A 26,182-nucleotide genomic window follows, 5' to 3' on the forward strand; every position below is an offset into this window, starting at 1 on the left:
GCATGAGTGTGGGCTCCAACACATCGGCCATCCATATGTGAGCCACCACACCTTCAGACCGGGACACTATGAGCCGAAACGTTGCATCTGCGTTGCATCGGCGCCGATGCGCCGGTCGAGTACCCGGATCTTGGCTTCTATCTGCGCATACAGCGGCGAATCACGATCGACGGTCGACCGATAGGCGGCCCATGCGGCGGCATCGTCGCGGCCTTCCGGACACGACGTCCATCGGCGCAGCACGGCGGCGTCGGGCGCGGCGAGCACGGCGGTCCGCAATCGGACTCGCAGCTCGTCGCGGATGTCGCAAATGCCGGGAGCCGAGGAGCGTGGCAGCACCGGACCCGCGTACAAGTTCAATGCGGATGCGGTATCACCGGAGTCGAGTGCGGCCCGCAGCTCCTCCACATCGGTTGCGACATGCACGCGGAGACGGTATGGGCGCGAACCGACCACCGAGGCGCCGATCACCGACCGCAGCCGCGACATCGCCGCGCGGATCGTGCCGTTGTCGAGATCGGTGTCGTCCAGCAGTAGCGCCAGATGATCGGCGCCGAGACCTTCGGGGTGTTCGGTGAGCAAAAGCAGGATCTCGGCATGGCGTTGCGAGAGCGGCACCCGCTCCCCCGCGATGCTCAACTGAGGCTGACCCAGACCCAAGACGTCCAGGCCGAGCCTGGCTTGTCCGCTGCCGTCGCGGTTCGCCGGAGCCGGCGCCTTGATGCCGTGGCTCGCGCGCATGGCTCGCAGCACCAGGTCCATCTCGGCCGCGGTCGCGGCGGCTTTGACCAATGCGAGAATTTCGGGCTTGGCCACCCGCATCCCGCCGGCAATCATCAGAACGCCGATCAGCCGGCCGTCCGGCTCGTGCACGGGAGCCGCGGCGCCGGTGATCTGGTGCATACGATGCAGGAAATGTTCGGGTCCGTGGATCCAGGTGGCGCGGCCGGTGCGCACGACGAGGCCGACGGCATTGGTGCCGATCCGGCGCTCGCTGAGATCGTCGCCCTCGCGCACGCCGATCTCGGCGGCGGCGGCGACCTGCTCCGGATGCCCGTGCACCGACAGCACCCGACCGAACTGGTCGGCCACGGTCACGATCAATCCGGCGTGCGACGCGTCCTGGACCAGCAGTTTGTCGATCAGCGGCATGAGCGCGGCGATAGGGTGGGCGTCGCGATAACGCTCCAGATCGGCGCCGCGCAGCCCGCGACCGTCGATGACGTCCGTCGGGTCGACACCGCCGCGCACACTGCGCAGCCATGATTCGAGAACGAGCGGACGTAGAAGACCGGCCAGCTGGGTAAGCTGTTCACCACCGGCACTGAGAAATCCATGGGCCTGTGCGGCATAGGCTTCCAGAGCACCGAGCTGTGCGCCCGACTCCGATGCCTGCCGTGGGGGCCTCCCACCTGCAAGATTGCTGACCATTTGCCTTTCTTTCCCGCTACAAACTGTACCGGGCAGATATCAGGCCAACCGCCAGAAGTCGGGGTTTGTCCCGCAGGTCACATCGTGGTATCAATCGTCACTTCGTCACACGACCATGTGGTCCGCTATGGACGCGGCGAGCATCACAGTGGTGGCCTGTGGACCGCGCCGCAGCGGGACCGGGACGACCGACAGATCGGCCACCGTCAGTGCCTCGATGCCGTGCACACGCCCCCGTTCGTCGACCACCGCGCGCTCGTCCCCCGCGCGGCCCATGCGACAGGTACCGGAAAGATGTTGAGACGTGCCGAGGTTGGCGCGCAGCCAGGAGTCGTCGACGGGTCCGATGCGCCGACCCAGGAGATCCGCCGTGCGCGCTACGCCCTCGCGCAACCGGGCTCGGTCCTGCCCGGCGCGCAGATAGCGTTGGTCGACGCGGGCCGCGACAGCCGGATCAGTCGAAACCAGGGTCAGCTCGCCGGTCGACTCGGGACGCATCAGGGCGACCCCCACCCGGCGAAGACCCGGCGTGAACATCGCGGTGTACGGGCGTAGTTCCAGGTCGTCCATTTCGAGGACGTACTCGAGCGCGACGGTCGACCGCGCGGGTTCCGCACCGGCGAATTCGATACCGATCTCCGGATGATCGGTGCACCACGCGCCCACCGGAGCGGGTCGCAGCACCGGAACGCCGAGCGAGCGCAGCAGCGGTTCGGGGCCGATCCCGGATCTGATCAGCAGCGCGGCCGACTCCACCGCACCCGCGCACAACACCACCTCATCGGCATACGTCGTCCCGCGTTCTCGCCCGCGAGCCCACTCCACACCGATTACCCGCGTGCCACGCAGTAATAGCCGGGTCACCATTGTTTCGCCGGTGAGGATCAGATTGCTTCGGTGGAGTCCGGGATAGAGATGGGTGATCGCGGGCCCGGCGCGGCGACCTCGCGATATCGCCAACGGCACGCGCCCGAATCCCACGCCGGTATCTGCCGGTGTGTTGAGGTCGGGAATTTCGGTGAATCCCGCTGCCACGCACTGTCGCGCGAATTCGACGCTGAACTCGGACGGGTCGCAGGTTCGTGAGATCGGGATCGGGCCGCCGATTCCGTGACCGGGCACAGTGCCGAAATCCGCGTCGTCTTCCAGCGCGCAGAACACCGGGAGGACCGATTCGAACGACCAGCGCGGGCCCGCCACCGCGCTCCAGGCGGCGAAGTCGTCGGCGGGTGGGCGGATGAAGTAGCTGCCGTTGATCGCACCGGAGCCACCGATCACTTTGCCCCGCACCAGATTTCCCGGATAACGCCACACCAGCCGGGACTCGGGGCCGACCGGGAGATGGCCTGGGTCGAGCAGTTCGACAGGCAGCTCCCCCATCGTGGCGAAAACCGGTCCGGCTTCGAAGACACGCACGGAGCGCGCCGGATCGGCGCTGAGCCGCGCGGCGAGCACGCAACCCGCCGACCCGGCTCCGACGATGAGAGTGCTCGTCACGCAGTCGTCTTCAGCGGGGCGGCACGCTCGGCTTGAGCGCTTCGAAACTGCGCGCCCGGATGACGCCCAGCCACAGGCCCGTGCCGTAGGCCACGTCGTCGAGACGCTTGTAGGCCACATAGCGGACCGGGTCGAGCCCGCCCGAGTCGCGATGGGTGAACCAGTCGGCGAGACCGTCGGCGAGTGCCATCGTGATGGCGATCTTGCGGATCCGGCTCGACGCGATCACCGCGAGGAGCGTCACCGGCCAATAGTCCCGGCACATCGCCGAAGCCAGTCGCCACATCCCGGCGAAGTAACCGCGCGCGAGGTAGACCGCCGCGATCCGGGTCGGGTTGTCCAGTTCGGTGAAGACCCGGCGCAGGCGAACCAGGGCCGTGGCCAGGGTGACGAGTCCGCCGAGCAGACCCCATTTCGACAGTGTCGCGAACAGCAGACTGGCCAGCACGGTCCAGGTCGGCACCGACAGCGGCGAGACCAAGCCCGAGTGCCGCTTCCCGAGCGGTGCCGCGCCCGTGCCGTAGAACAGCTTTCGCCCGAACCAGGCGCGGAAGGCGACCCGGTGATCGTGGGCGACGTGCGCGGCGGGCTCGTAGCGCAACCGCCAGCCCGCGCGTTCGAGCCGCCAGCACAGGTCGACGTCCTCGGCCACCTGCATCGATTCGTCGAATCCGCCCTCGCCGAGCAGCGCCGCGCGCCTGGCCAGCAGCGCCGCGCTCGGCACGTACGACACGATGCCGCGGGCGTGCACCGCCGATTCGCGCCGGCCGAGATCGAGTGAGGAGCGGGTGTGTTCGTAGCGAGCGAGCGCGTTGGATTCGGAATCGAGGGCCACGATGCGCGGCGCGACCAGCGCGACCTGCGGATCGCTGAAATGTCCGAGCATGACCTCGAGCCAGCCGCTGCGCGGCACCACATCGGAGTCGAGGAACGCCACGAAGCCCGTTGTCGCCGCCTGCAATCCGGCATTTCGGGCGGCGGCGGGACCGAGCGGGCTCTCGTGCCGCAGCACCGTCACCTGACCGCGGCCTGGTCGCGGCGGGATGCGGACCGGCTCGTCGGAGCCGTCGTCGACGACGATCACATTGTGCCCACGCAGCACTGCCAGCAGACGTAGCAGCCCGTCGGCGTTGTTGTAGAGCGGGATGACGACGGTGACGTCGTCGAGGGACGGTTCGAGCCGCGGACGCGGGTTGGCCACGCCGGAATCGAGCAGCCGGCGGGCGACGATCGCGGACTTGGTGTCGGTCACCTCCAGGTATCCGTCGCCGATCAACTCGGCGGCCTCCGGGGCCAAGCGCAGCATCCGTGCGGGCGATCCTCCGATCAGGATCCGACCCCCGGAAAATGCGCGTACCCGTGGATCGATCCGTACCCCGAAGCCGTCGGGCAGACGATCATGGCGCATTCCTCGCATGCTATGCGCAGTTGAGCTCTCAGACATCATCACCCCACAAAAAAGGAGGAAAGTCTGCCTGAAATGCCGCTGTGACCGGTTGCCGGACGCGTCAACAAGATCGGCAGCGCATTTCCGGCAACCGGCCGCGCCTCAGCCGAGCGGACTCTCGTTGCACGCCTTGGCAGGTGGGCGCTTCACGGTCAACGGCAGCGACACCCTGCCCCGACTGCGAACCGGGCGCGAGTGGTCGACGGCGGGGCGCGGAATGGTGCGTCCCGGCGCCGACAGCGCCGCTTCGCCGTAGCCCTGAACGCATTCCGGGTCCGGTCCGTTGGCGGGCAGGCCGGTGAAGAATTTCGCGGCCATGCAGCCACCACGGCAGGAGTCGTAGTGCGAGCACTTCGTGCACGCGCCACCGTCGACCGGCTCGCGCAGCTCGGCGAAGAGCTCGGAGTCGGTCCAGACCGCCTCGAAACCACCGTCGGCGACGATGTTTCCGGCTTTGAAGCGGTCATGGATGGCGAACGGGCAGGCGTAGACGTCGCCGACCGGATCGACCAGACAGACCACCCGGCCCGCACCGCACATGTTCAAACCCGGTAGGGCCGAGCCGAATGCGGACAGGTGGAAGAACGAGTCGCCGGTGAGGACGCCCTCGCCGTTGCGGACGAGCCAGTCGTAGAGCTCGCGCTGCTGTTCGGGCAGCGGATGCAGCTCGTCCCACACGTCCGCGCCGCGACCCGAGGGACGAAGGCGGGTGAGTCGCAAGGTGGCGCCGTACTTGTCGGCGATGGCCTTGAACTCGTCGAGCTGGGAGATGTTGTGCCGGGTGGCGACCACCGAGAGCTTGGCGTCCTTGAAACCCGCCGCGGCGAGGTTCGACAGCGCCTTGATCGCGGTGTCGTAGGAGCCGGGACCGCGCACGGCGTCGTTGACCGCGGCATCGGCGCCGTCGAGGGAGATCTGCACGTCGACGTAGTCGCTGGCCGCCAAACGCGCGGCGACCTCTTCGTTGATGCGAACGCCGTTGGTGGAGAACTTGACCCCCACATTGTGCGCGGTGGCGTAGTCGACCAGTTCCCAGAAGTCCGGGCGCACAGTCGGTTCACCGCCGCCGATGTTGACGTAGAAGATCTGCATGCGCTCGAACTCGTCGATCAGCGCCTTGCACTGCTCGGTGCTCAGTTCGTTCGGGTCGCGGCGACCCGAGGACGACAGGCAGTGCACGCACGACAGGTTGCAGGCGTAGGTGAGTTCCCAGGTGAGGCAGATCGGTGCGGCGAGGCCCGATTCGAAACGGTCGATCAGCCTGCCGCCCTGGGTGGCGTCGCCCGCCCCCAAGGCTGTCGGCGCGGCGGTGACCGGGCCGGGCGAGGCCACGATCATGTCGGTGTCGGCCAGCTGCGCGAGCGCTGCGACGTGCGCGTCGGAGGCGTCTACGCCCTTGGCACGCAGCGCGTCGCGCACGGAGGAGTGCGCGGGAAGCGACCGGACCACATCGACGAGATCGCGGCTCTTGAGGAACGAGAGCTTGCGGGTCCCGAAGTGGTACAGCAGCGCGCCGAAGGATTCCGGGCGCAACGAGACCCGAGGGTGCAGCGTCCAGCGGGTGTCGAGGTCCAGCATGGTCAGTACACGCCGCACATGCCGTCGATGCTGACCTCTTCGATCAGCGTCTCGGTGACCAGGTCCTCGTCGGATTCGACGGTCGCGGGCGTGGTGTTCTCAGGCATGACTACCTCCATTGTGTTGCCGGTCACCACGCACCTTAACGTCAGTGACTGCCATAAAGGGCGAAATCGGAAAATCTTTCTCTGAGCACACCCCGCCCCCCTCGGCTGCGAACCCCTCTAGACTTCCGGAGGCAGGGATGGGAAAAGGGCTGATGGCCCGGTGGCAGCAGAGGTGAGGCAGAGGCTTGCGTAACCATGGTGGGGCGGGTGCTGGTTCGACACTGTCCGAGGCAGAGATCGTCGACGCGGCACTGAGGGTGGTGCGCGAGGACGGGGTCGAAAAGCTGTCGATGCGACGGCTCTCGCGCGAGCTCGGGGTGTCGCCGATGGCGCCGTACTACTACGTGGCCGACAAGCGCGAGCTACTCGATCTGGTCGCCAGCGCCGCACTGGCCGGGGTGCGCAAGCCCTCGCGCGAGTCCGGTCCGTGGCAGGAGCGCCTGCGCGATCTGATCGATCAGATAGACGATAAACTGCGCACGCATCCCGGCCTGGGCGACATCTTGCTCGAGCAGATGCTCGGCAAGCAGCTCGACCTGATCGACGCCGTGATGGAGATCCTGTTCGACGCGGGCTTCAGCGACCGCAACGTGCTGGCCGCCTACGCGACCATCCACACCTACCTGTTCGGCCGCAGCAGAGTGAACCCGCGCGACCGTTCCGCGCCGGCCGACGTGCTGCTGCCCGAGGCGGTGGCCCGAGCCACGAAGTACATGTCCGACCTGCGCGGCAAGTACTCCTACGACTTCGGGATGGAGGTGCTGGTCGCCGGACTCGAGGCGCAGCTTGCCCTGCAGGCGCGTCCCGGCCTAGCACGAAACTGAAACACGTTCTAGTTTTGCCCGAGAGGACGACATGACCACAGTCGAGGTTCCGCACGGCTCGCGCTCGGTGGTGCTGCGAGTAGCCGCGGTGATCGCCGAAACGGCCGACACCAACTCCGTGGTCTTCGAGGTGCCCGCCGAACTCCGCGAGCGCTTCGCCTACTCCCCCGGCCAGTTCCTGACGCTGCGCATCCCGAGCGAGCAGACCGGATCGGTCGCCCGCTGCTATTCGCTGGCCAGTTCGCCGTTCACCGATGACCTGCCGAAGGTGACCGTCAAGCGCACCGTGGACGGATACGGCTCGAACTGGCTGTGCGACAACATCGCCGCGGGCGACGAGGTCGAGGTGCTGCCGCCGTCAGGTGTGTTCACGCCCAAGGATCTCGACGAGGACATGCTGCTGTTCGGCGCGGGCAGCGGGATCACGCCGGTGATGTCGATCCTGAAGTCGGCACTGTCGCAGGGTTCCGGCAAGGTCGTGCTGGTCTACGCCAATCGCGACGCGACCTCGGTGATCTTCGCGGACGAACTCCGCGATCTCGTCGGTAAGCATCCCCAGCGACTCACCGTCATCCACTGGCTCGAACCGCTGCTCGGCCTGCCGACCGCCGACATGCTGGCCACCCTGGTCCGGCCCTACACCGCCTACGAGGCGTTCATGTGCGGGCCCAAGCCGTTCATGGACCTGGTGCACGACGCGCTGGCCTCGCTCGAGGTCCCGCGCAACCGCACCCACGCCGAGGTCTTCAACTCCCTCGCCGGAGATCCGTTCGCCGACCACGCGCCCGCCGAGGTGTCCGAGGCCGAAGCGGCCGACGCGGCGACGGTCGAGGTGGAGCTCGACGGCCAGGTGCACGAGATGTCGTGGCCACGCAAGCAGACGCTGGTCGACATCATGCTCGACAAGGGCCTCGACGTGCCCTACTCCTGCCAGGAGGGCGAGTGCGGGTCGTGTGCCTGCACCGTGCTGGAAGGCAAAGTGGAGATGGCCAATTCGGAGATCCTCGATCCCGAGGACATCGAGAACGGGTACATCCTCGGCTGCCAGGCGCGTCCGGTGACCGATCGGCTGCGGATCCAGTTCTAACGCATGGCGCGGTAGGCGGCGCGTTGCTCGGGGTCGAGGTGTTCGGTCGCGTAGCTCAACGCGGTGCGGCCCAGTTCGGGTGCGTTCCTGTTCAGGAAATCGGTGAGTGCGGTCTGGTCGACGCGCTTGCCGATTTCGCGCAACATCCAGCCCAGCGCCTTCTGGATCAGATCTCGGCGGTCGGTCCGAAGGATTTCGGCGAGTTCCAAGGTGGTGCTCGGGTCGCCCGCCTTGATGAACGCGAACGTCGACAACAGCGCGACTCGGCGCTCCCACAGCGAATCCTGTTCGGCCAGTTCGAACAGCAGCGTGCGGTCTCTGTCGAGTAGCCAAGGGCCGATGATGTTCTCGGCGGAGGCGTCGACCAGATCCCAGTTGTTGACCCGGCCGCGCCGGACGGCCGCCAGGTAGAGATCGACCATCTCCTGACGGGCCTTGTCGTCGAGGGCACGCGGTTTCGATACCGCCGCGAAGCGGGCGTTGAGGATGAACAGGGCGGCCAGGCGTTCCTCGTGGAGGGGACTGTCGAGGAGTTCGTCGATCTGCGAAAGCGGCAGTGCGGGGAACTGTTTCGCCACTCTTCTGGTGACGGGGACTCGGATGCCGAGAAAGATGTCGCCCTCGCCGTATTCGCCGGGGCCGGTCTTGAAGAAGCGTTGCAGGTGATGCGCGTCAGTGGGGTTCGCCAGGTCGGCGAGGGCCTTACGCACCTGTGCAGCGGTGGGAAGCTCGGACACACGCACCTCCGGGTCGGCGGATTCCCTCCGCATTCAACACTGGTGCGGTGACATGCCCGCGCAGGCTCCCCGCCGTCCGGTCAGGCCGGTAGTGCGCCGAGCAGGCGGCCCGACTCGAATGTCGCCGCACCGGAGGGCAACTCGCCCGGCCGACCGCTCGTGCGGACGGTGACGGTGCCGGTGCCGGTGCCGGTGGTGGGGCGGCCGAGTTCGTCCATCTTGCGGACGGTCTGGGCGGCGACGGCTTGGGCGCTGTCGAACAGGCGCACACCGTCGGGTAGTGCGGCGACGATGGCGTCGATGACCAGTGGATAGTGGGTGCAGCCGAGGACAACGCCCTCGACGTCGGCCGGGGTGCGCGCGGCCGAGTCGGCGATCGACTCGCGGATCGCCTTGATGTCGCCGCGGTCGATCGCGTCGGCCAGCCCGTGGCAGGCGACCCCGACGACCTTCGCGTCACCGCCGAACCTGGCGATCAGATCGGCCTGGTAGCGGCTGGCAGTGGTCGCCGCCGTCGCCCACACGGCTACCGAATTACATTGTGCGGCAGCAGGTTTGATCGCGGGAACAGTGCCGATCACCGGCACCGACTCCCCCACCTCCGCCCGCACATGCGCCAACGCGGTGACACTCGCGGTATTGCACGGCAGCACGATCACCTCGGCCCCCGCCTCGATCGCCTGCCGTGCCGTGCCGACGACCCGCTCGACCACCCACTGCTCCGGCTTGGGCCCCCAGGGCGCGCCATCGGGGTCGAGCAGCAGCAGCAAGTCGACGTCGGGCCGCAGCTTGCGCAACCACGAAGCCGTAGGCAACAGGCCGAGGCCGGAATCGATGAGCGCGACGATCACCGCTACACCGTATTACAGCGGCGAGCTCGGCCGATCGCGACCACGTACGCACCGGCCCGAGCGGGCTCAGCCTGCCGCGGCGAGGAGGTCCGCCACCGGAGTGGGGGTGGCCAGTTTGGCGCGCAGTTTCATCACCTGGCTGGTCAGGCCCGCACCGAGCACGGCGGTGAGGATGCCGTCGCGCGAGTAGTAGGCGAGGAACTTGCGGCCGTCGTCGGTGACCACGGTGACGTCGTCGTGGGGCGAGGGGGTGCCGAGGGCCTGGATCTTGATGTCGTACTGGTCGCTCCAGAAGTACGGCACGCGGGCCATGGTGGGCGGTGTACCGCCGAGGAGGGCGGTGACCAGCAATTTTGCCTGTTCACCCGCGCTCGTCCAGTGTTCGACCCGCTTGCGGACGCCGGAGTCGTGCTGCCAGGCGGCGACATCACCGACCGCCCAGACGGCGTCGGCGGAGGTACGGCCGACCTCGTCGGCGAGCACGCCACCGCCCGCGGACCTGTCGGCCAGCTCGATACCGGAGTCGGCCAGCCAGTCGGTGACGGGGACCGAGCCCACGCCGACCACGACCAGGTCGGTGTCGATGTCGGTGCCGTCGGTGAAGACCGCGCCACACACCCGGCCGGAATCGTCGGCGCGCAGGGTGTCGACGCCGACACCGCAGCGCAGGTCGACGCCTTCGTCGCGATGCAGGCGCGCCACCAGGCCACCGATCTGCTCGCCCAGGACCGAGGCCAGCGGGGTCGGCTGGGGTTCGACGAGGGTGACCTCGACTCCGGCGGCACGGAAGCTGGCGGCGAGTTCGCAGCCGATGAAACCGGCACCGATGATCAGGGCCCGGTTCGCACCGTCCAGTTCGGCGCGCAGGGTCGCGGCGTCCTCGTGGGCACGCAGCACGTGCACTCCCCCGACCTGGGGCAGACCGGGGAGCCTGCGGGGGCGCAGACCGGTCGCGATGATCAGCTGGTCGTAGGCGATGGTGGCACCGTCGGCCAGGGTGACGGTGCGCGCGGCGGTGTCGACACCGGTGACGGCGGTGCCGAGGCGCAGCTCGATGTTCTTGTCCGCGAAGAACTCCGGCGGGCGAAGGGTGGTGTCGTCGGTCTCGCCGCGCACGAACTGCTTCGACAGCGGCGGGCGGTCGTACGGCGCGCGCGTCTCGTCGCCGAGCAGCAGCACACCGCCCTCGTATCCGGCCCGACGCAGTTCCTCGGCCGTGCGCAGGCCTGCCAGACCCGCTCCGACGATCACGATGGGCGCGCTCATATTGTGTCCTCTCGGCATGCTCGGTCGCTGACCGCTCGTGCCATGTTTCTGCTGTGTCGCGGACCACTACGGCCCCCAGATGTTTGTACCAGTGCGCCGGGTCACCTGTGACACCCACGTCGCAACACAACCGTGCCGCTTCCGATGTCGACCGGGCGGTCAATCAGGAGTAGACCGAGGTCAGAGGTATTTTTCGTCTCAACGAGGAGGCATTTCCCATGTTCACCAACAGTCGCGCACAGGACTTTCTGGCCGTTGTGCTCGGCGCATTCACCGCACTGTCGCCCCTGTGGCTCGACACCAACGACAACGCCCGCTGGACCCTGATCGTGCTCGGCGTACTCATCGCCGCGACGGGTCTGATCCAGATGGCCAGGGACGACCTGATCGTCGCCGACTACGCGATGGGCGTATTCGGCGTGCTGCTGTTCATCTCGCCGTGGGCCATGGACTTCACCGCGTTCAGCGGCGCGTCCTGGACGGCCTGGGTGGTCGGAGTGGTGACGGCGGTGGTGGCGGTCGCCGCGCTGCCTGCCATGAACCAGCGCCTGCACAACATGGCTCCACATCACTGATGCCGGGCCGACGAGTCGGGCGCCGCAACGCGAAACGCGATGGCGACGCCCGGCAACTCATCCTGGATGCCGCCGAGACCCTGTTCGCCGCACAGGGATTCGACGCTACGCCGACCGCGGCCGTCGCCGCGGCCGCCGATGTGCCGAAAGGACTGGTCTTCTACTACTTCCCCACCAAGAACGCGATCCTGTCCGCGCTCATGCGCGAACGCGTCCCCGAACACCCGATCGACGACCTCGCCGCCCTGGTGTCCCCCGGCGATCCGGCCGCCAGCCTGATCAACCTCGACACCGCGATCAACCTGCGCGACCATCACTCCTCGGTGCTGCGGGTGATCATGTGGCGCGAAGCCGACACCCACCCCGACGTGCGCCGCAAACTCCGCGCGCTGCGCGATCAGCTCCTCGATGTCACCACCCGCGTCCTGCAAGCCAGCACCCCGGTCCCCGTCCGCCCCGGCACCCTCCACGCCTGCGCCGCGGCCTGGGTGTCCGCCATGTTCGCGATCGCCAGCACCGACCGCCTCCACGCTCTCGACGACCTCCCCGTCCCGACGGCCGACGACCTGCTGAACGTCGCCCAGGTGGTCGCGGCGGGAATGACCCACCTCGGCTGAGGGCGTCGATACATCAGCTTCGGCTGTGTACCGCGCCTCCTGGACGAGAGGCCGAGACCGGGTCCGATCTGCGTACGGCGAGTGCCCTGCTCCGGAGAACGCGAATGGCCACCGAGCCGAGGACCACGTGCAAGGTGGCCGCGGTAGCGGCGACGACGTGCAATCCGCTGACGAAGGCGCCGCGGGCGTCGTCGAGCTCGGCGGAGGCCACCCCGGGCAGACGCAGCGTTTCACCGAGGGTCGGCGCGAGGTCCGGGCCGTGGATGCGGAAGAGCACGGCGGCCAGCGAACCGAACAGGGCGATGCCGAGGGCGTTGCCGAGTTCGTTGCCGGTTTCGGCCAGCGCGGCGGCCGCGCCCGCCCGTTCCGCCGGAACCGCAGCGACCGCGATGTCGGCGACCACGCTGAACGAGATGCCGTAACCGAAACCGGCGACCACGGTCGCGGCGATGTACCAGCCGAGCCCGCCGCCGGTGCCGGTCGGCAGCAGCAGCGACAGCCCCATCGCGATCGTGAAGTGGGCGGTGATCAAGGCGGCCGAGCGGCCGACGCGGGCCACGACGGCCGGGGTGACCACAGCGGCCACAGTGAGAACGAGGGCACCCGGAACCGCGAGCAACGCGGCGTCGGCGATAGAGATGCCCAGAACGGATTGCAGGTAGACAGCCGCCAGATACGCGGTCGCCGACCAAGCTGCCAGCGGCAGGAACCCGGTGACCATCGCGATGGCGAAGACCGGGTTGCCGAACAAGGTGAAGTCGATGAGCGGATTGCCGATGCGCCGTTGCCTGCGGCCGAACCACCCGAGCAATGCCACCCCGGCCAGCCCTGCCGCAACCGACGACATGGATATGCCCTGCGCGGCACTGTGTTTCACGGCGTACATGGCACTCAGCAACCCGGCGGACGAGGTGACCACGCTCGCCACATCGATGCGGCCGCCACCGGTCGCGTGTACCTCACCGAGCAGGATCGGCGCCAGCACCAGGAACGCCACGACCACCGGCACATTGATCAGCAGCACCGACCCCCACCAGAACCGGGTGAGCAGCTGCCCGGCGACGATCGGGCCGATCGCGAAACCCGCGGCGAAGGTGGCGGCGAAGATACCGATGGCCTGCGCGCGTCGGCGCGGGTCGGTGAACAGTGTGCCGAGTACGGCGAGCGCCGACGGCAACAGCGTCGCGCCCGCCACACCCATCAGGACGCGGAAGGCGATCAGCAGTTCGGGGCTCGTGGCGAAGGCCGCCCCTACCGAGCCGAGGCCGAACATCGCCGCTCCGATCATCAGCAGGCGTTTGCGGCCGTAACGGTCGCCGATGGTGCCGAACGCGATCAGCAGGGCGCCGACCGCGAAGCCGTAGCTGTCCAGGATCCAGAGCGATTCGTCGGCCGAGGGTGACAGCGCCTCGGTGATGGCGGGCATGGCCAGGAACAGCACCGAGCCGTCCATGGCGACGAGCAGTACGGGGCCGAGCACCACCAGCAGGCCCAGCCAGGACCGCAGCTCGATATCGATTCGATTCATGTCCTCACCCTGCGATCGCGTGCGAGCGGCAACCAGACCCCTGACGTGGGTACACCCGGCCGGGATAGGCAGGACAGCCCGGTGGTGCCTACGATCGGAACGATGGAGTTGGAAAGCCTCGGAACGTTCCTCAAGTCCCGCCGCGACCGAACTACCCCTGAGCGGATCGGCCTACGCACCTTCGGCGTCACCCGCCGCGTCCCCGGGCTTCGCCGCGAAGAACTCGCTCAGCTCGCCGGAGTCAGCGCCGGGTACTACACACGCCTCGAACAAGATCAGGCCGGGACCGTTTCCGCACAGGTCATCGACGCCATCGCCCGGGTGCTCCAGCTCGATCCCGCCGAAACGGCCCATCTGCACAACCTCGCAGGTCAACCGGCCGTGCCGCATCTGGTCCGGACCGAACCGGAACAGCCACACCCGCGGGTTCTCACGCTGCTCAGCTCGCTCGGCGACACCATGCCCGCTGTCGTGCTCGGACGCCGTGGCGATGTGCTCGCCTGGAATCACGCCGGGCACGCGCTCGTCGGCGAGCACCTCGACTTCACCGCGCCCGAGGACCCCACACGACGTCCCTCGATTCCGCGACTGTTCTTCCTCGATCCGCTCGCCAGGGATCTGTACCGGAACTGGGACGAGCTCGCCCGCATTCACGTGGGCTACCTCCGGCTGACCGCGGGGCGCTACCCCACCGACGCGCGGCTGGCCGAACTGATCGGCGAACTCGCCATGCGCAGTACGACCTTCGCGACGCTGTGGGCCGGCGCGGAGGTCGCCGATTGCACCGTCGGGCCGATGGATCTGCGTCATCCGACGGTCGGGCGTGTCGACGTCGACTATCAGGTGTGGTTGCAGCCCGACAGTCCTGACCACCGGCTCGAGGTGTACACCGCGCGCGATGCGAGTTCGGCAGACGCGCTGCGCCTGCTCACTGCCGGATCCACCAGGACGCGCCGGGTGCCGGCGATGGTCGACTCCGAGACACCGGACGGAAGCCCCACCTAGGCCCCGTCGACGAACCGGTGACGCCGCGTGGATCGCGGCGTCACCGGTGTCGATCAACTGCCCGCGATGATCGACTCCGCAGCACCCGGCGGGACCGGGGCGTAGGAGTCGAACACCATCGAGTAGTTCGCTCGGCCACGGGTTTTCGAGCGCAGATCCCCGATGTAGCCGAACATCTCCTGGAGCGGGGTCAGCGCGCGGATGATGTGCGCGCCGCCCCGTTCCGTGAGCTCGGTGACCCGGCCGCGACGGGCGTTGAGATCACCGATCACCTCGCCGACGTACTCCTCCGGCGTCACGACCTCCACGGCCATCACCGGTTCGAGCAGCACCGGCTTCGCTCGCGCGAGCGCCGCGCGCACCGCCGCCGCTCCCGCGAGACGGAACGCCAGTTCCGACGAATCCTGCACGTGGGCGGCGCCGTCGAGCAGCGTCACCTTCACGTTCACCAGCGGAAAGCCGGCGAGCGTGCCGACGCGCAGCGCGTCTTGCGCGCCCGCGTCCACCGCGGGGATGTACTCCCGCGGTACGCGCCCGCCGGTGACCCGGCTCTCGAATTCGTAGATCGCGTCGTCATCGGCTACGTGAGGTTCCAGCGCGATCACCACCTTGGCGAACTGCCCGTGCCCACCCTGTTGCTTGCGGTGGGTGTATTCGAACAGATCGACTGCCGCGGTGATGGTTTCGCGATAGGCCACACGCGGGGCGCCGATGTCGGCGTCGACCCGGAACTCCCGTTTCATCCGGTCGACCAGGATCTCCAGATGCAGTTCGCCCATGCCACCGATAACCGTCTGACCGGTTTCGACGTCGACATGCACCGTGAATGTCGGGTCCTCGTCGGCCAGCCGAGCCAGGGCGGTGCCCAGCTTGTCCTGGTCGGCGCGGGTCCTCGGTTCGATCGAGACGGCGAGTACGGGGTCGGGGAAGGTCATCGACTCCAGGACGACGGGGGCTGCCCGATCGCACAGGGTGTCGCCGGTTCCCGTCGCCTTCAGGCCGATCACGGCACAGATCTGCCCGGCCTGCACCCGCTCGACGGCGATCTCGGTGCTCGAATGCATCTGGAACAGTGTGCCGAGACGCTCCTTTCGTCCATTGGTCGAATTCAGCACGGTCGCACCGGGTTCGGCGGTACCGGAGTACACCCGCAGGTAGACGAGCTTGCCGAAGAACGGGTGCAGCGTGACCTTGAACGCCAGCGCCGCGAACGGCTCGGCGATATCGGGCGCGCGGTGGATGTGCTCGCCCTCCGGCGAGAACCCGTGCACGGCCACGACATCCAGCGGCGACGGCAGGTAGTCGACAACCGCGTCCAGCAGTGGCTGCACGCCGATGTTGGCCAGCGCCGAGCCGCACAGCACGGGGTAGGCCTGTGCGTCGATCGTCATCCGCCGGATGGCGGCTTTCAGGAGGTCGACGGTGATCGCCTTGCCCGCGAGATAGCGCTCCAGCACTTCCTCGTCGGCCTCGGCGACCGCGGCCTCCAGCGCATCCCGATGCTGGAAGGCCTTGGTACGCAAGTCTTCCGGAATCTCGATGGTCTCGAAGCGAGCACCGCGATCGGTGTCGCCACGCCACACCTTGGCGGTCATCTCGACCAGGTCGATGATGCCGTCGAACTCGCGTTCCGCACCGATCGGCAGCTGAATCACCAATGGGCGCACCCGGAGTCGCTCCGCGATGGTCCGCACGGTGAACGCGAAATCGGCACCGAGCTTGTCCATCTTGTTCACGAAACAGATCCGCGGGACGCCGTACTTGTCGGCCTGGCGCCACACCTGTTCCGACTGCGGCTCCACGCCCTCCTTGGCGTCGAATACCGCGATCGCACCGTCGAGCACCCGCAGCGAACGCTCCACCTCGACGGTGAAGTCGACGTGGCCGGGGGTGTCGAGGATGGTGATCTGGTGCTCGTTCCACCAGCAGGTGGTCGCCGCCGCCGCGATCGTGATGCCGTGTTCGCGCTCCTGGATCATCCGGTCCATCACCGCGGTGCCGTCGTGCACCTCGCCGAGGGTCCGGGTGACACCGGTGTAGAACAGCACCCGTTCGGTCGTCGTGGTCTTGCCCGCGTCGATGTGGGCGGCGATGCCGATATTGCGTATTCGGGCGAGATCGATTCTGGTCATGGGAATCCCCCAGGCTGGTCCGGTCGAGGAATCGACGCTCGCCAGTTGTGCGTTCCTGGGACGGCACGGGCGTCGGATCACGCGGCGCCGCACCGGCGCCGAACGACTCGATGCGAGCTAGAACCGCGACTGCGGACGTGCTGTAACCATGCGACAAGTTCTACGCGCCCGATCGCGCGGTGTCGACGGGATTTCCGCAGCCCGGGCATAAACGCGCGACCACGGCGGTTCGTCACAACGAACAGCCCCGCCACCCCCTAGGAGCCGATCGATGCCCGAAACCCCGCTCGACCTGCACGCCCTCATCGCCGACTCCCGCATCGGCATCCTGGCCACCATCAAGTCCGACGGCCGCCCCCAGCTCTCCCCCGTCACCCCGTACTACGACCGCGCCGCGGGCATCATCTACGTCTCCATGACCGAAGGCCGCGCCAAAACGATCAACCTCCGCCGCGACCCGCGCGCTGCGCTCGAGGTCACCAGCGCCGACGGCTGGTCGTGGGCCACCGCCGAAGGCACCGCTACCTTGACCGGCCCCGGCACGGACCCGAACGGCCCAGAAGTCGAAGCCCTGGTCGACTACTACCGCGCGGCCGCAGGCGAGCACCCCGACTGGAACGAGTACCGCGAGGTCATGGTCGCCGACCGCCGCGTGCTCATGGCGTTGTCCGTCGAGCACGTCTACGGCGCCAAGATCCGCTGAGTCAGGTTGTCGCCGAAAGGAACTCGGTGACATCCGGGGCGAACCGGGCAGGTCTGATCGCACCCGAGTGGCTTGTCGCGGGGTAGATGATCAGGCGGATCGGCGTGGCCGGGCCGGCGATTGCGCAACAACGACTCTCAGCCCATTGCCAAGGAACCTCGGTAGCTTGAGGAACAGCACGTCCGTTCTTCATCAGGCAGGAGAAGCCGTTGATTCAGGAATCGTTGTTGCGTCGGGGATTGCAGGGGATGAACGCCGGGGTGGTGGCGTTGACCGAAGCGCCTGTCATCGGGAAGGTCCTGGGTAAGTCGTTCGCGCAGATCAGCTATGTGGGTCGGCGTTCCGGGCGGACGTTCACCACGCCGGTGAACTATCGGCGTTCCGGCGAGGAGTACGTCATCGGCGCCGCGATGCCCGACAAGAAGAAGTGGTGGCGCAACTTTCTCGATGAAGGCGGCCCCGTCACCCTCCGCATCGACGGCACGGACCATGCCGGCCACGCGGTCGCCCATCGCGATCCCCGGGGCCGGGTCACCGTCCGCGTGCGGCTCGCCGCGGCCGGCTGACCCTCCGGAAAACGCCGAACGGCGCCGCTCCCGGGGGAGCGACGCCGTTCAGGTTGTGCAGTGGGTCTTACCGACTCACTTGATGATCTTCGTGACGCGACCGGCACCGACGGTGCGGCCACCCTCGCGGATCGCGAAGCGCAGGCCTTCGTCCATGGCGACCGGCTGGATCAGCTTGACCAGCATCTCGGTGTTGTCGCCGGGCATGACCATCTCGGTGCCCTCGGGGAGGGTAACGACGCCGGTCACGTCCGTGGTACGGAAGTAGAACTGCGGGCGGTAGTTGTTGAAGAACGGGGTGTGGCGGCCGCCCTCGTCCTTCGACAGGATGTACGCCTGGCCCTCGAACTCCGTGTGGGGAGTCGTGGTGCCCGGCTTGACGACAACCTGGCCACGCTCGACATCTTCGCGCTTGATGCCACGAACCAGCAGGCCGACGTTGTCGCCCGCCTGGCCCTGGTCGAGCAGCTTGCGGAACATCTCGATGCCGGTGACGGTGGTCTTGGTCGACTTCTCCTTGATGCCGACGATTTCCACCTCCTCGTTCACGTTGACGATGCCGCGCTCGACACGACCGGTGACGACGGTGCCACGACCGGTGATCGTGAAGACGTCCTCAACGGGCATCAGGAACGGGAGCTCGGTCTCGCGGACCGGGTCCGGGATCGAGTCGTCGACGGCCTGCATGAGCTCGACGATGGCCTCGGCCCACTTCTCGTCGCCCTCGAGGGCCTTCAGACCGGAGACACGCACGACCGGCGCGTCCTCGTCGAATTCCTGCGAGGCCAGCAGTTCGCGGACCTCCATCTCGACGAGCTCGAGGATTTCCTCGTCATCGACCATGTCCGACTTGTTCAGCGCGACCAGGATGTAGGGCACGCCGACCTGACGGGCGAGCAGCACGTGCTCGCGAGTCTGCGGCATCGGGCCATCGGTGGCCGCGACCACGAGGATGGCGCCGTCCATCTGCGCCGCACCGGTGATCATGTTCTTGATGTAGTCCGCGTGGCCCGGGGCGTCGACGTGCGCGTAGTGGCGCTTATCGGTCTGGTACTCGACGTGGGAGATGTTGATCGTGATACCACGAGCCTTCTCCTCCGGCGCCTTGTCGATCTGATCGAACGCGAACGCGTCGTTCAGATCCGGGAACTTGTCAGCCAGCACCTTGGTGATCGCTGCAGTCAGCGTGGTCTTGCCGTGGTCGACGTGACCGATGGTGCCGATGTTGACGTGCGGCTTCGTCCGCTCGAACTTCGCCTTCGCCACTTTTGGGTCCTCCTGGACTTGTTGGTGCGTGCATTTGCAGCAGTGCGTGTGTCATCCCCGCTGGAGGCGGGGATCGGGGGTATTACTTGACGCCCGGCACTTGCGGTCCAGTGTGCCACTGGACCGCAAGAGGGTTTTATTCGCCGGTCGCCTTGGCGATGATCTCCTTGGACACATTGGCCGGAACCTCTGCGTACTGGGCGAACACCATGGAGTAGTTCGCGCGACCCTGGGTCTTGGACCGCAGGTCACCGATGTAACCGAACATCTCCGAGAGCGGAACCAGCGCCTTGACGACACGGGCACCACTGCGTTCCTCCATGGCCTGAATCTGGCCACGGCGGGAGTTGAGGTCGCCGATCACGTCGCCCATGTATTCCTCGGGCGTGATGACCTCGACCGCCATGAGCGGCTCGAGAATCACCGGACCGGCCTTACGGGCCGCTTCCTTGAGGGCCTGCGAACCCGCGATCTTGAACGCCATTTCCGAGGAGTCGACGTCGTGGTACGCGCCGTCGAGCAGGCTGACCTTCAGGTTCACCAGCGGGTAGCCGGCGAGCACGCCGTACTGCATGGCATCCTGAGCGCCCGCGTCGACCGACGGGATGTACTCACGGGGCACGCGACCGCCGGAGACCTTGTTCTCGAACTCGTAGGTCGCGCCGTCTTCGCCGACGAACGGCTCGAGGGCGATGATGACCTTCGCGAACTGGCCGGAGCCACCCGTCTGCTTCTTGTGGGTGAACTCGTGCTTTTCGACCTTCTTGGTGATGGTCTCGCGGTAGGCCACCTGCGGCTTGCCGACGTTCGCCTCGACCTTGAACTCGCGACGCATACGGTCGACGAGGATGTCGAGGTGGAGCTCGCCCATGCCGCCGATGACGGTCTGGCCGGTCTCCTGGTCGAGCTTGACCGAGAACGTCGGATCTTCGCGCGCCAGCTTCTGGATCGCGGTGCCGAGCTTTTCCTGGTCGGACTTGGTCTTGGGCTCGATCGAGACCTCGATGACCGGATCCGGGAAGGTCATCGACTCGAGGACGACCTGGTTCTGCGCGTCGGACAGGGTGTCACCGGTGGTGGTGTCCTTCAGGCCGATGACCGCGTAGATGTGGCCGGCCGAAGCCGTGGCGACCGGCATCTCCTTGTTGGAGTGCATCTGGAACAGCTTGCCCAGACGCTCCTTCTTGCCCTTGGTCGAGTTGACGACCTGGGCGCCGGAGGCGACCTGACCCGAGTACACACGCACGTAGGTGAGTTCACCGAAGAACGGGTGCACCGCGATCTTGAACGCCAGCGCCGCGAACGGCTCGTCGACGTTCGGCTTGCGGGTGATCAGCTCGTCTTCCTTGTTGGGCACGTGGCCGGTGGTGGCCTCGACGTCCAGCGGGGAAGGGAGGTAATCGATGACCGCGTCGAGCATGGGCTGAACGCCCTTGTTCTTGAACGCGGAACCGCACAGCACCGGGTACAACTCGGAGTTGACGGTCATCTTGCGGATGGCGCCCTTGATCTCCTCGATGGTGAGATCCTCGCCACCGAAGAACTTCTCGAGCAGTGCCTCGTCGGACTCGGCGACGGTCTCGAGCAGTTCCTGACGGTACTGCTCGGCCTTCTCCTTGAGGTCGGCCGGAATCTCGACGACTTCGTACTCTTCGCCGAGCTTGGTCTCGCCCTTCCAGACCTTGGCGTTGTTCTCGACCAGGTCGACGATGCCCTCGAAGTCGTTCTCAGCGCCGATCGGCAGCTGGATCACGAGCGGACGAGCGCCGAGACGGTCCTTGATGGTCTGCACGGTGAAGTAGAAATCCGCACCGAGCTTGTCCATCTTGTTCACGAAGCAGATACGCGGCACGTCGTACTTGTCGGCCTGACGCCACACCTGCTCGGACTGGGGCTCGACACCCTCTTTGCCGTCGAACACCGCGACCGCGCCGTCGAGCACGCGCAGCGAACGCTCCACCTCGACGGTGAAGTCGACGTGCCCGGGGGTGTCGATGATGTTGATCTGGTTGTCTTTCCAGAAGCAGGTGGTAGCCGCGGAGGTGATGGTGATACCACGCTCCTGCTCCTGCTCCATCCAGTCCATCGTGGCCGCGCCATCGTGAACTTCACCGATCTTGTACGTGATACCGGTGTAGAACAGGATGCGTTCGGTCGTGGTGGTCTTGCCCGCATCGATGTGGGCCATGATGCCGATGTTGCGGACCTTGTTCAGGTCGGTGAGCACGTCCTGTGCCACGAAATTCTCCCTTTTAAGTGACGGGCCGGGCTATCACCAGCGGTAGTGCGCGAAGGCCCGGTTCGACTCGGCCATCTTGTGGGTGTCCTCGCGACGCTTCACGGCGGCACCGAGGCCGTTGCTGGCATCGAGGAGCTCGTTGGCGAGACGCTCGACCATGGTCTTCTCGCGACGGGCGCGGGAGTAGCTGACCAGCCAGCGCAGCGCCAGGGTGTTGGCGCGGCCCGGACGGACCTCGACCGGCACCTGGTAGGTGGCGCCACCGACACGGCGGGGCTTCACCTCGAGGGCGGGCTTGACGTTGTCCAGCGCGCGCTTGAGGGTGACGACCGGATCGGTGCCGGTCTTCTCACGCGCCTGCTCGAGGGCACCGTAGACGATGCGCTCGGCGGTGGACTTCTTGCCGTCCATCAGGATCTTGTTGACCAGCTGAGTGACCAGCGGGGACCCGTAGACCGGGTCGTTGATCAGCGGACGCTTGGGTGCGGGGCCCTTGCGTGGCATATCAGCTCTTCTCCTTCTTGGCGCCGTAGCGGCTGCGCGCCTGCTTGCGGTTCTTCACGCCCTGGGTGTCGAGCGATCCACGGATGATCTTGTAACGGACACCCGGGAGGTCCTTCACACGACCGCCGCGAACGAGCACCATGGAGTGCTCCTGCAGGTTGTGGCCTTCACCGGGGATGTACGCCGTGACCTCGATCGCGCTGGTCAGGCGAACACGCGCGACCTTACGGAGCGCGGAGTTCGGCTTCTTGGGGGTGGTGGTGTACACGCGAGTGCACACGCCACGACGCTGCGGGCTCCCCTTCAGGGCCGCAGTCTTGGTCTTGGTGACCTTGTCGCGGCGACCCTTGCGGACCAGCTGGTTGATGGTTGGCATAGACCGGCTTTCCTTATTGGTAATTGCGCTTGGTGTGCAGTGTCTTGCAGTTCATCGAGCTTTCACCCGCACGTCAGACCACGTTTCCGTTAACCCGTGGTCGGGCGTGTCGCTGAGGCGCTCAGTGCCCTTTTCAAGGCACGCTGGAACGTATCGGCCGCTTTCGCTGGCCTACGTTCACACACGAACTTGCCCGCAGTAATCCGGGCACAGGGATCCACGATACCCGCGTGCCCGATTCGGGGTCAAAGCGGGGGGCCGCGTCAAGCCTTCTACCGGGCGAGATCCAGGGTCAGCTCGACCAATTTCTGGGCGGCCGCGCACGGATCGGGGTGCGCCGAGCCGGGCCGGTAGTTGATCCACCACCCGACGACGCCGACATCGGCGGCCGGTGCGGTGACGCCGCAGGAGTCGTTGTCGCCCGGTCTGCGCACCTGCAACGCCCTGCGGCCCTGCACGGTGATGTCGCCGGAGGTGTAGCCCAACTTGTCGTTGGTGGTCTTCTCGTTGTTCAGCGTACCCATCTCGTACCAGTTGAGGCTGGCCATGGCGCCACCACCGGGTGCGTCCTCGATGTCCCACATGCACACGGCACCGCTGAACGAGGCGCTCACGCTCTTGGCGTTGCCGATGATCTCGCCGATCTTGTCCGCGGCCACCACCTCGCACTCGCGCAGCAGCTTGTCGAAGTCGGTGTTGATCGTCTCACCGCCGCCACCCTTCCCCAGCGGCTGGGCACTGCCCTCGATCTTCTGGCCGCAGCCCGCCAGCGCGAGGGTGAGCATCAGCGCCGCGGCGGCGACCTTGCCCGCGCTCACCGCAGCCGTCCCACGGTCAGCTCGGCCAGTTTCCTGGTCCGGTCGCACGGGTTGCCGCCGGTGGCGAACAGGCCGGTGGACATCGACCACTCGAAGAAGTCGTCGTCGAGTTGCACGGCGAGGTCACAGACTGTGCCGCTCTGCGGGTCGAGCGCCATGAAGCCGGTATGCCCACCCACGTCGATGGTCTCCGGCGCACGGCCCACGTTGGACACCCACGCCTTCTCACGTTCGATCGGACTGCCACGGTACGAGGCGAAAGTGACGCTGGGCGAAGATAATCCGGCAGATTGCCAATTGCAGCCGGTCGCGTTCTTGTAGACCCGCGCGATCTGGCCGAGACCGGCGAGAGTGCGCACTTCGTCGTCGGTGACATGACCGCACTCGCCGACGAAGGGGCCCAGTGAGGCGACCTTCGGTGGTGGACGGTTGGGCCCTGTCGGCGTATCGGAGTCGCCCCCCGATCCGCACGACGTCAGCATGACGACCAAGGTCATGCCGGTGATGATCGCCGAGGGGATCCGCATGGCATGAACTGTAGTAGGTCCGCGGACCCGGTCACAGATTGCCGCGAGCCTCCTGTTCGCGTTCGATGGCCTGAAAAAGAGCCTTGAAGTTGCCTTTTCCGAAACCGAGTGAGCCGTGTCGCTCGATGAGCTCGAAGAAGACGGTGGGGCGATCGGTGAGCGGGCGGGTGAAGATCTGCAGGAGGTAGCCGTCTTCGTCGCGGTCGACCAGGATGCCGCGGCGCTGGAGCTCGTCGACCGGAACGCGCACGGCGCCGATGCGAGCGCGCAGTTCGGGGTCCTCGTAGTAGGTGTCGGGTGTCGCGAGGAATTCGACGCCCTCGGCGCGCAGGGCGTCGACGGTTTCGAGGATGTCGCCGGTGGCCAGTGCGATGTGCTGGACGCCGGGGCCGCGATAGAACTCGAGATACTCGTCGATCTGAGAACGCTTGCGGCCCACCGCCGGTTCGTTGAGCGGGAACTTCACCCGGTGATTGCCGTTGGCGACGACCTTGCTCATCAGTGCGGAGTACTCGGTGGCGATGTCGTCGCCGACGAATTCGGCCATGTTCGTGAATCCCATGACGTCGCGGTAGAAGTCGACCCAGCGGTCCATCATGCCGAACTCGACATTGCCGACCACGTGGTCGATGGCCTGGAATACGCGCTTACCCGGCTCGCGGGTGGAGGTGCGCGCGATATAGCCGGGGAGATAGGGGCCCGCGTAGCCGGAGCGGTCGATCAGGGTGTGCCTGGTGTCGCCGTAGGTGGCCAGCGCGGCCGAGCGCACAGTGCCGAATTCGTCGGTCTCGTCGTGCGGTTCGGTGAGGACGGTCGCGCCGTGATCGCGAGCCCAGGCGATGCAGCGGTCCACGTCGGGGACCTCGAGCGCGATGTCGACGACGCCGTCACCGTGGCGGTCGTGGTGGGCGACGAGCGGGCTGTCGGGGTCGACCGCGCCGGTGATCACGAACCGCGCTCCCCCGCTGCGCAGCACGAACGACTTGTGGTCGCGATTGCCGGTCTCGGGGCCCGAGTACGCCTCCAGCCGCATGCCGAACGCGGATTGCAGGAAGTGGGCGCTCTGGGTTGCGTTGCCGACGACCCAGACGAGGGCGTCCCACCCGATCACCGGAAACGGATCCACACTGTCGTCGTGCTCGATCAGCCCGACGAGCTGCTGCTCAATGGTCATGACCTAGGAAATCGCGCCGGGCCGCAGGTGAGCAACTACTCCATCTTTGTCTGAGCAGGCTGGCTCGAGAAGCCACCAGATGCCCGCAAATGGTGGACAATTTGAATAGCAACCGGACATGGAGGTCTTCGCATGCGCACCCCCGCGAAATTGGACGAACTCGACCTGGCGATCCTCACCGCGATGCACGAGTTCCAGAAGGCCGGAATTCTCGAACTGTCGCGGCGGACGAAGGTCGCGCGGGCGACGGTGCAGGCGCGGATCAACCGGATGGAGGAATCCGGGGTGATCGCGTCCTACGATCCGCAGATCGATGTCACCGCAGCGGGTTTCGATGTGCAGGCGTTCGTGACCCTGGAGATCGCGCAGGGCGCGCTGGATACCGTGAGCGCGGAGCTGGCGGCGATTCCGGGAGTGCTCGAGGCGTACGCGACGACCGGCTCCGGTGACGTGCTGTGCCGGATCGGGGCCGATTCCCATGCCGGTTTGCAGGCGGTGTTGCTGAGCATCGATCGGACGGGCTCGGTGGTGCGGTCGCACAGTGTGATCGTGTTGTCGACGGTGGTCGCGCATCGGACCATGCCGCTGCTGCACACCTTGACCCCGGCGGGGACCGCGAAGGCCCCCGCGTACCGCGATCATCGCTGACGGTTACTGCCGGGAGCCGACTCGGGCGGAGCCGCTATTGCCTGGCGAGGCGGGTGAGCAGACCCTGCACGTGCGCCTCGGCGGCCGCGCGGGCGGACTCGGGGTGGCCGGATTCGAGGGCTTCGACAATGCGGCGGTGCTCGCGCAGGGCGACGCGGCGGTTGCGGGCCGAGCACCACAGGTCGCCCCGGTAGAGGTGGGCCTGGGCTTCCAGGCGGGCCAGTTCGTCGACGACGCACGCGTTGCCGGAGGCGTCGCGGATGAAGGTGTGGAATTCCAGGTCGAGCTGGGCGTCGCGAGCGGGGTCGGCCGGGTCGTCCAGATGCGCTTGCTGGGCGGTGATGATGCCGCTGAGCTTGTCGAGATCGGCCTCGGTGAGCCGGGTGGCGGCCGCGGCGGCGGCGAGGCCGTCGAGGGCGGCGCGGACCGCCAGGACATCGCGGATGCGGTCGTCGTCGACGGCGGCCACCTTCGCCCCGGCGTGCGGCGCGCTGACGGCGAGACCCTCGTAGATCAGCTGCTGCACCGCCTCGCGGACGGGGCTGCGACTGACCCCGAGCTCGGTCGCCAGCGCGGGCACGCTGAGCGACTGGCCCGAGGTCAGCTCGCCGGAGAGGACCATCTGCCGGATCCGTCGATGGACAGACTGGCCGAGCAGCGAGGCTTCGGTCATCGCAGT

General features: G+C 67.1%; 26 protein-coding genes. 8 read left to right on the top strand and 18 right to left on the bottom strand.

All coding sequences use genetic code 11. The features are described 5' to 3' along the window. Positions 1 to 66 precede the first annotated feature (66 nt). The 5 genes from ACFULV_RS19745 to mftA all read right to left on the bottom strand — a co-directional run bounded on the left by ACFULV_RS19745 (position 67) and on the right by mftA (position 6,060). Entirely contained in the window at positions 67 to 1,431 is a 1,365-nt protein-coding gene (locus ACFULV_RS19745) for a GAF domain-containing protein (RefSeq protein WP_378634389.1), read from the bottom strand. 105 nt (positions 1,432 to 1,536) lie between these two features. Further along, positions 1,537 to 2,928: a mycofactocin system GMC family oxidoreductase MftG gene (gene mftG, locus ACFULV_RS19750; RefSeq protein ID WP_378658604.1), complete on the bottom strand. Its 1,392-nt coding sequence runs from the start codon at positions 2,926 to 2,928 to the stop codon at positions 1,537 to 1,539. 10 nt (positions 2,929 to 2,938) lie between these two features. Then, positions 2,939 to 4,336, bottom strand: coding sequence for a mycofactocin biosynthesis glycosyltransferase MftF (mftF, locus tag ACFULV_RS19755; protein ID WP_358060798.1), 1,398 nt, complete (start codon positions 4,334 to 4,336; stop codon positions 2,939 to 2,941). 141 nt (positions 4,337 to 4,477) lie between these two features. Continuing rightward, positions 4,478 to 5,953: a mycofactocin radical SAM maturase gene (gene mftC, locus ACFULV_RS19760; RefSeq protein WP_378658714.1), complete on the bottom strand. Its 1,476-nt coding sequence runs from the start codon at positions 5,951 to 5,953 to the stop codon at positions 4,478 to 4,480. A 2-nt stretch (positions 5,954 to 5,955) separates the two neighbouring features. Further along, positions 5,956 to 6,060 carry a mycofactocin precursor MftA gene (gene mftA, locus ACFULV_RS19765; protein WP_101468422.1) on the bottom strand — a complete coding sequence of 35 codons (105 nt, stop codon included), beginning with the start codon at positions 6,058 to 6,060 and terminating at the stop codon, positions 5,956 to 5,958. Positions 6,061 to 6,245: 185 nt separating this feature from the next. On the opposite strand from mftA, the gene mftR2 reads away from it, so the two are divergent. Next, a complete protein-coding gene (mftR2, locus tag ACFULV_RS19770; protein ID WP_378658608.1) occupies positions 6,246 to 6,884 on the top strand; it encodes a mycofactocin system transcriptional regulator MftR2 in 639 nt (212 codons plus the stop codon). A gap of 31 nt (positions 6,885 to 6,915) precedes the next feature. Beyond that, positions 6,916 to 7,971, top strand: a complete 1,056-nt coding sequence (locus ACFULV_RS19775; RefSeq protein ID WP_378634380.1) for a 2Fe-2S iron-sulfur cluster-binding protein — start codon at positions 6,916 to 6,918, stop codon at positions 7,969 to 7,971. On the opposite strand, the gene ACFULV_RS19780 is transcribed toward ACFULV_RS19775, so the two are convergent. The 3 genes from ACFULV_RS19780 to ACFULV_RS19790 all read right to left on the bottom strand — a co-directional run bounded on the left by ACFULV_RS19780 (position 7,968) and on the right by ACFULV_RS19790 (position 10,825). Continuing rightward, entirely contained in the window at positions 7,968 to 8,708 is a 741-nt protein-coding gene (locus ACFULV_RS19780) for a DNA alkylation repair protein (RefSeq protein WP_378658611.1), read from the bottom strand. The two genes, ACFULV_RS19775 and ACFULV_RS19780, sit on opposite strands and share 4 nt — an antisense overlap. 80 nt (positions 8,709 to 8,788) lie before the next feature. Then, entirely contained in the window at positions 8,789 to 9,559 is a 771-nt protein-coding gene (locus tag ACFULV_RS19785; protein ID WP_378658614.1) for a glutamate racemase, read from the bottom strand. 66 nt (positions 9,560 to 9,625) lie between these two features. After that, the gene (locus ACFULV_RS19790) at positions 9,626 to 10,825 is read right to left on the bottom strand and encodes an NAD(P)/FAD-dependent oxidoreductase (protein WP_378634373.1); all 1,200 of its coding nucleotides are present in this window, start codon (positions 10,823 to 10,825) and stop codon (positions 9,626 to 9,628) included. A 218-nt stretch (positions 10,826 to 11,043) separates the two neighbouring features. Between ACFULV_RS19790 and ACFULV_RS19795 the strand changes: the two genes are divergently transcribed. Then, a complete protein-coding gene (locus ACFULV_RS19795) occupies positions 11,044 to 11,400 on the top strand; it encodes an SPW repeat protein (RefSeq protein ID WP_378634370.1) in 357 nt (118 codons plus the stop codon). Next, positions 11,400 to 12,017, top strand: a complete 618-nt coding sequence (locus ACFULV_RS19800) for a TetR/AcrR family transcriptional regulator (protein WP_378658616.1) — start codon at positions 11,400 to 11,402, stop codon at positions 12,015 to 12,017. The genes ACFULV_RS19795 and ACFULV_RS19800 overlap by 1 nt, the downstream gene beginning before the upstream one ends. Before the next feature lie 13 nt (positions 12,018 to 12,030). Here the strand turns inward: ACFULV_RS19800 and ACFULV_RS19805 are convergent, their stop codons facing one another. Beyond that, entirely contained in the window at positions 12,031 to 13,545 is a 1,515-nt protein-coding gene (locus ACFULV_RS19805) for an MFS transporter (RefSeq protein WP_378658619.1), read from the bottom strand. A 102-nt stretch (positions 13,546 to 13,647) separates the two neighbouring features. Between ACFULV_RS19805 and ACFULV_RS19810 the strand changes: the two genes are divergently transcribed. Continuing rightward, positions 13,648 to 14,550, top strand: a complete 903-nt coding sequence (locus ACFULV_RS19810) for a helix-turn-helix transcriptional regulator (RefSeq protein WP_378634363.1) — start codon at positions 13,648 to 13,650, stop codon at positions 14,548 to 14,550. 53 nt (positions 14,551 to 14,603) lie between these two features. Here the strand turns inward: ACFULV_RS19810 and fusA (ACFULV_RS19815) are convergent, their stop codons facing one another. Further along, positions 14,604 to 16,682, bottom strand: a complete 2,079-nt coding sequence (gene fusA, locus ACFULV_RS19815) for an elongation factor G (protein WP_378658622.1) — start codon at positions 16,680 to 16,682, stop codon at positions 14,604 to 14,606. Positions 16,683 to 16,953: 271 nt separating this feature from the next. Here fusA (ACFULV_RS19815) and ACFULV_RS19820 point away from each other — a divergent pair, with 271 nt between their 5' ends. Further along, positions 16,954 to 17,385, top strand: coding sequence for a PPOX class F420-dependent oxidoreductase (locus ACFULV_RS19820; RefSeq protein WP_378634358.1), 432 nt, complete (start codon positions 16,954 to 16,956; stop codon positions 17,383 to 17,385). 209 nt (positions 17,386 to 17,594) lie between these two features. Beyond that, a complete protein-coding gene (locus ACFULV_RS19825; protein WP_378634355.1) occupies positions 17,595 to 17,951 on the top strand; it encodes a nitroreductase/quinone reductase family protein in 357 nt (118 codons plus the stop codon). 75 nt (positions 17,952 to 18,026) lie between these two features. On the opposite strand, the gene tuf is transcribed toward ACFULV_RS19825, so the two are convergent. The 7 genes from tuf to hppD form a co-directional block, all read right to left on the bottom strand. Then, a complete protein-coding gene (gene tuf / locus ACFULV_RS19830) occupies positions 18,027 to 19,217 on the bottom strand; it encodes an elongation factor Tu (protein ID WP_358109020.1) in 1,191 nt (396 codons plus the stop codon). A 136-nt stretch (positions 19,218 to 19,353) separates the two neighbouring features. Continuing rightward, on the bottom strand, positions 19,354 to 21,456 hold the full coding sequence (gene fusA / locus ACFULV_RS19835) for an elongation factor G (RefSeq protein ID WP_301903670.1): 2,103 nt from the start codon (positions 21,454 to 21,456) through the stop codon (positions 19,354 to 19,356). Between the two features lie 33 nt (positions 21,457 to 21,489). Continuing rightward, positions 21,490 to 21,960, bottom strand: a complete 471-nt coding sequence (gene rpsG / locus ACFULV_RS19840) for a 30S ribosomal protein S7 (RefSeq protein WP_056814216.1) — start codon at positions 21,958 to 21,960, stop codon at positions 21,490 to 21,492. Position 21,961: 1 nt separating this feature from the next. Next, positions 21,962 to 22,336, bottom strand: a complete 375-nt coding sequence (gene rpsL / locus ACFULV_RS19845; protein WP_056814220.1) for a 30S ribosomal protein S12 — start codon at positions 22,334 to 22,336, stop codon at positions 21,962 to 21,964. A gap of 272 nt (positions 22,337 to 22,608) precedes the next feature. Continuing rightward, positions 22,609 to 23,154: a DUF3558 domain-containing protein gene (locus ACFULV_RS19850; protein ID WP_378634352.1), complete on the bottom strand. Its 546-nt coding sequence runs from the start codon at positions 23,152 to 23,154 to the stop codon at positions 22,609 to 22,611. Beyond that, positions 23,151 to 23,681, bottom strand: a complete 531-nt coding sequence (locus tag ACFULV_RS19855; RefSeq protein WP_378658625.1) for a DUF3558 domain-containing protein — start codon at positions 23,679 to 23,681, stop codon at positions 23,151 to 23,153. The genes ACFULV_RS19850 and ACFULV_RS19855 overlap by 4 nt, the downstream gene beginning before the upstream one ends. A 31-nt stretch (positions 23,682 to 23,712) precedes the next feature. Next, positions 23,713 to 24,855: a 4-hydroxyphenylpyruvate dioxygenase gene (gene hppD, locus ACFULV_RS19860; RefSeq protein ID WP_378634347.1), complete on the bottom strand. Its 1,143-nt coding sequence runs from the start codon at positions 24,853 to 24,855 to the stop codon at positions 23,713 to 23,715. A 132-nt stretch (positions 24,856 to 24,987) separates the two neighbouring features. Between hppD and ACFULV_RS19865 the strand changes: the two genes are divergently transcribed. After that, positions 24,988 to 25,503, top strand: coding sequence for an Lrp/AsnC ligand binding domain-containing protein (locus ACFULV_RS19865; RefSeq protein WP_364408533.1), 516 nt, complete (start codon positions 24,988 to 24,990; stop codon positions 25,501 to 25,503). Between the two features lie 34 nt (positions 25,504 to 25,537). On the opposite strand, the gene ACFULV_RS19870 is transcribed toward ACFULV_RS19865, so the two are convergent. Beyond that, entirely contained in the window at positions 25,538 to 26,176 is a 639-nt protein-coding gene (locus tag ACFULV_RS19870; protein ID WP_378634342.1) for a GntR family transcriptional regulator, read from the bottom strand. Between the last annotated feature and the right edge of the window lie 6 nt (positions 26,177 to 26,182).

Origin of the sequence: Nocardia sp. NPDC057272, from assembly GCF_042668615.1 — a bacterium.
In the GTDB taxonomy this organism is placed as follows: Bacteria; Actinomycetota; Actinomycetes; order Mycobacteriales; family Mycobacteriaceae; genus Nocardia.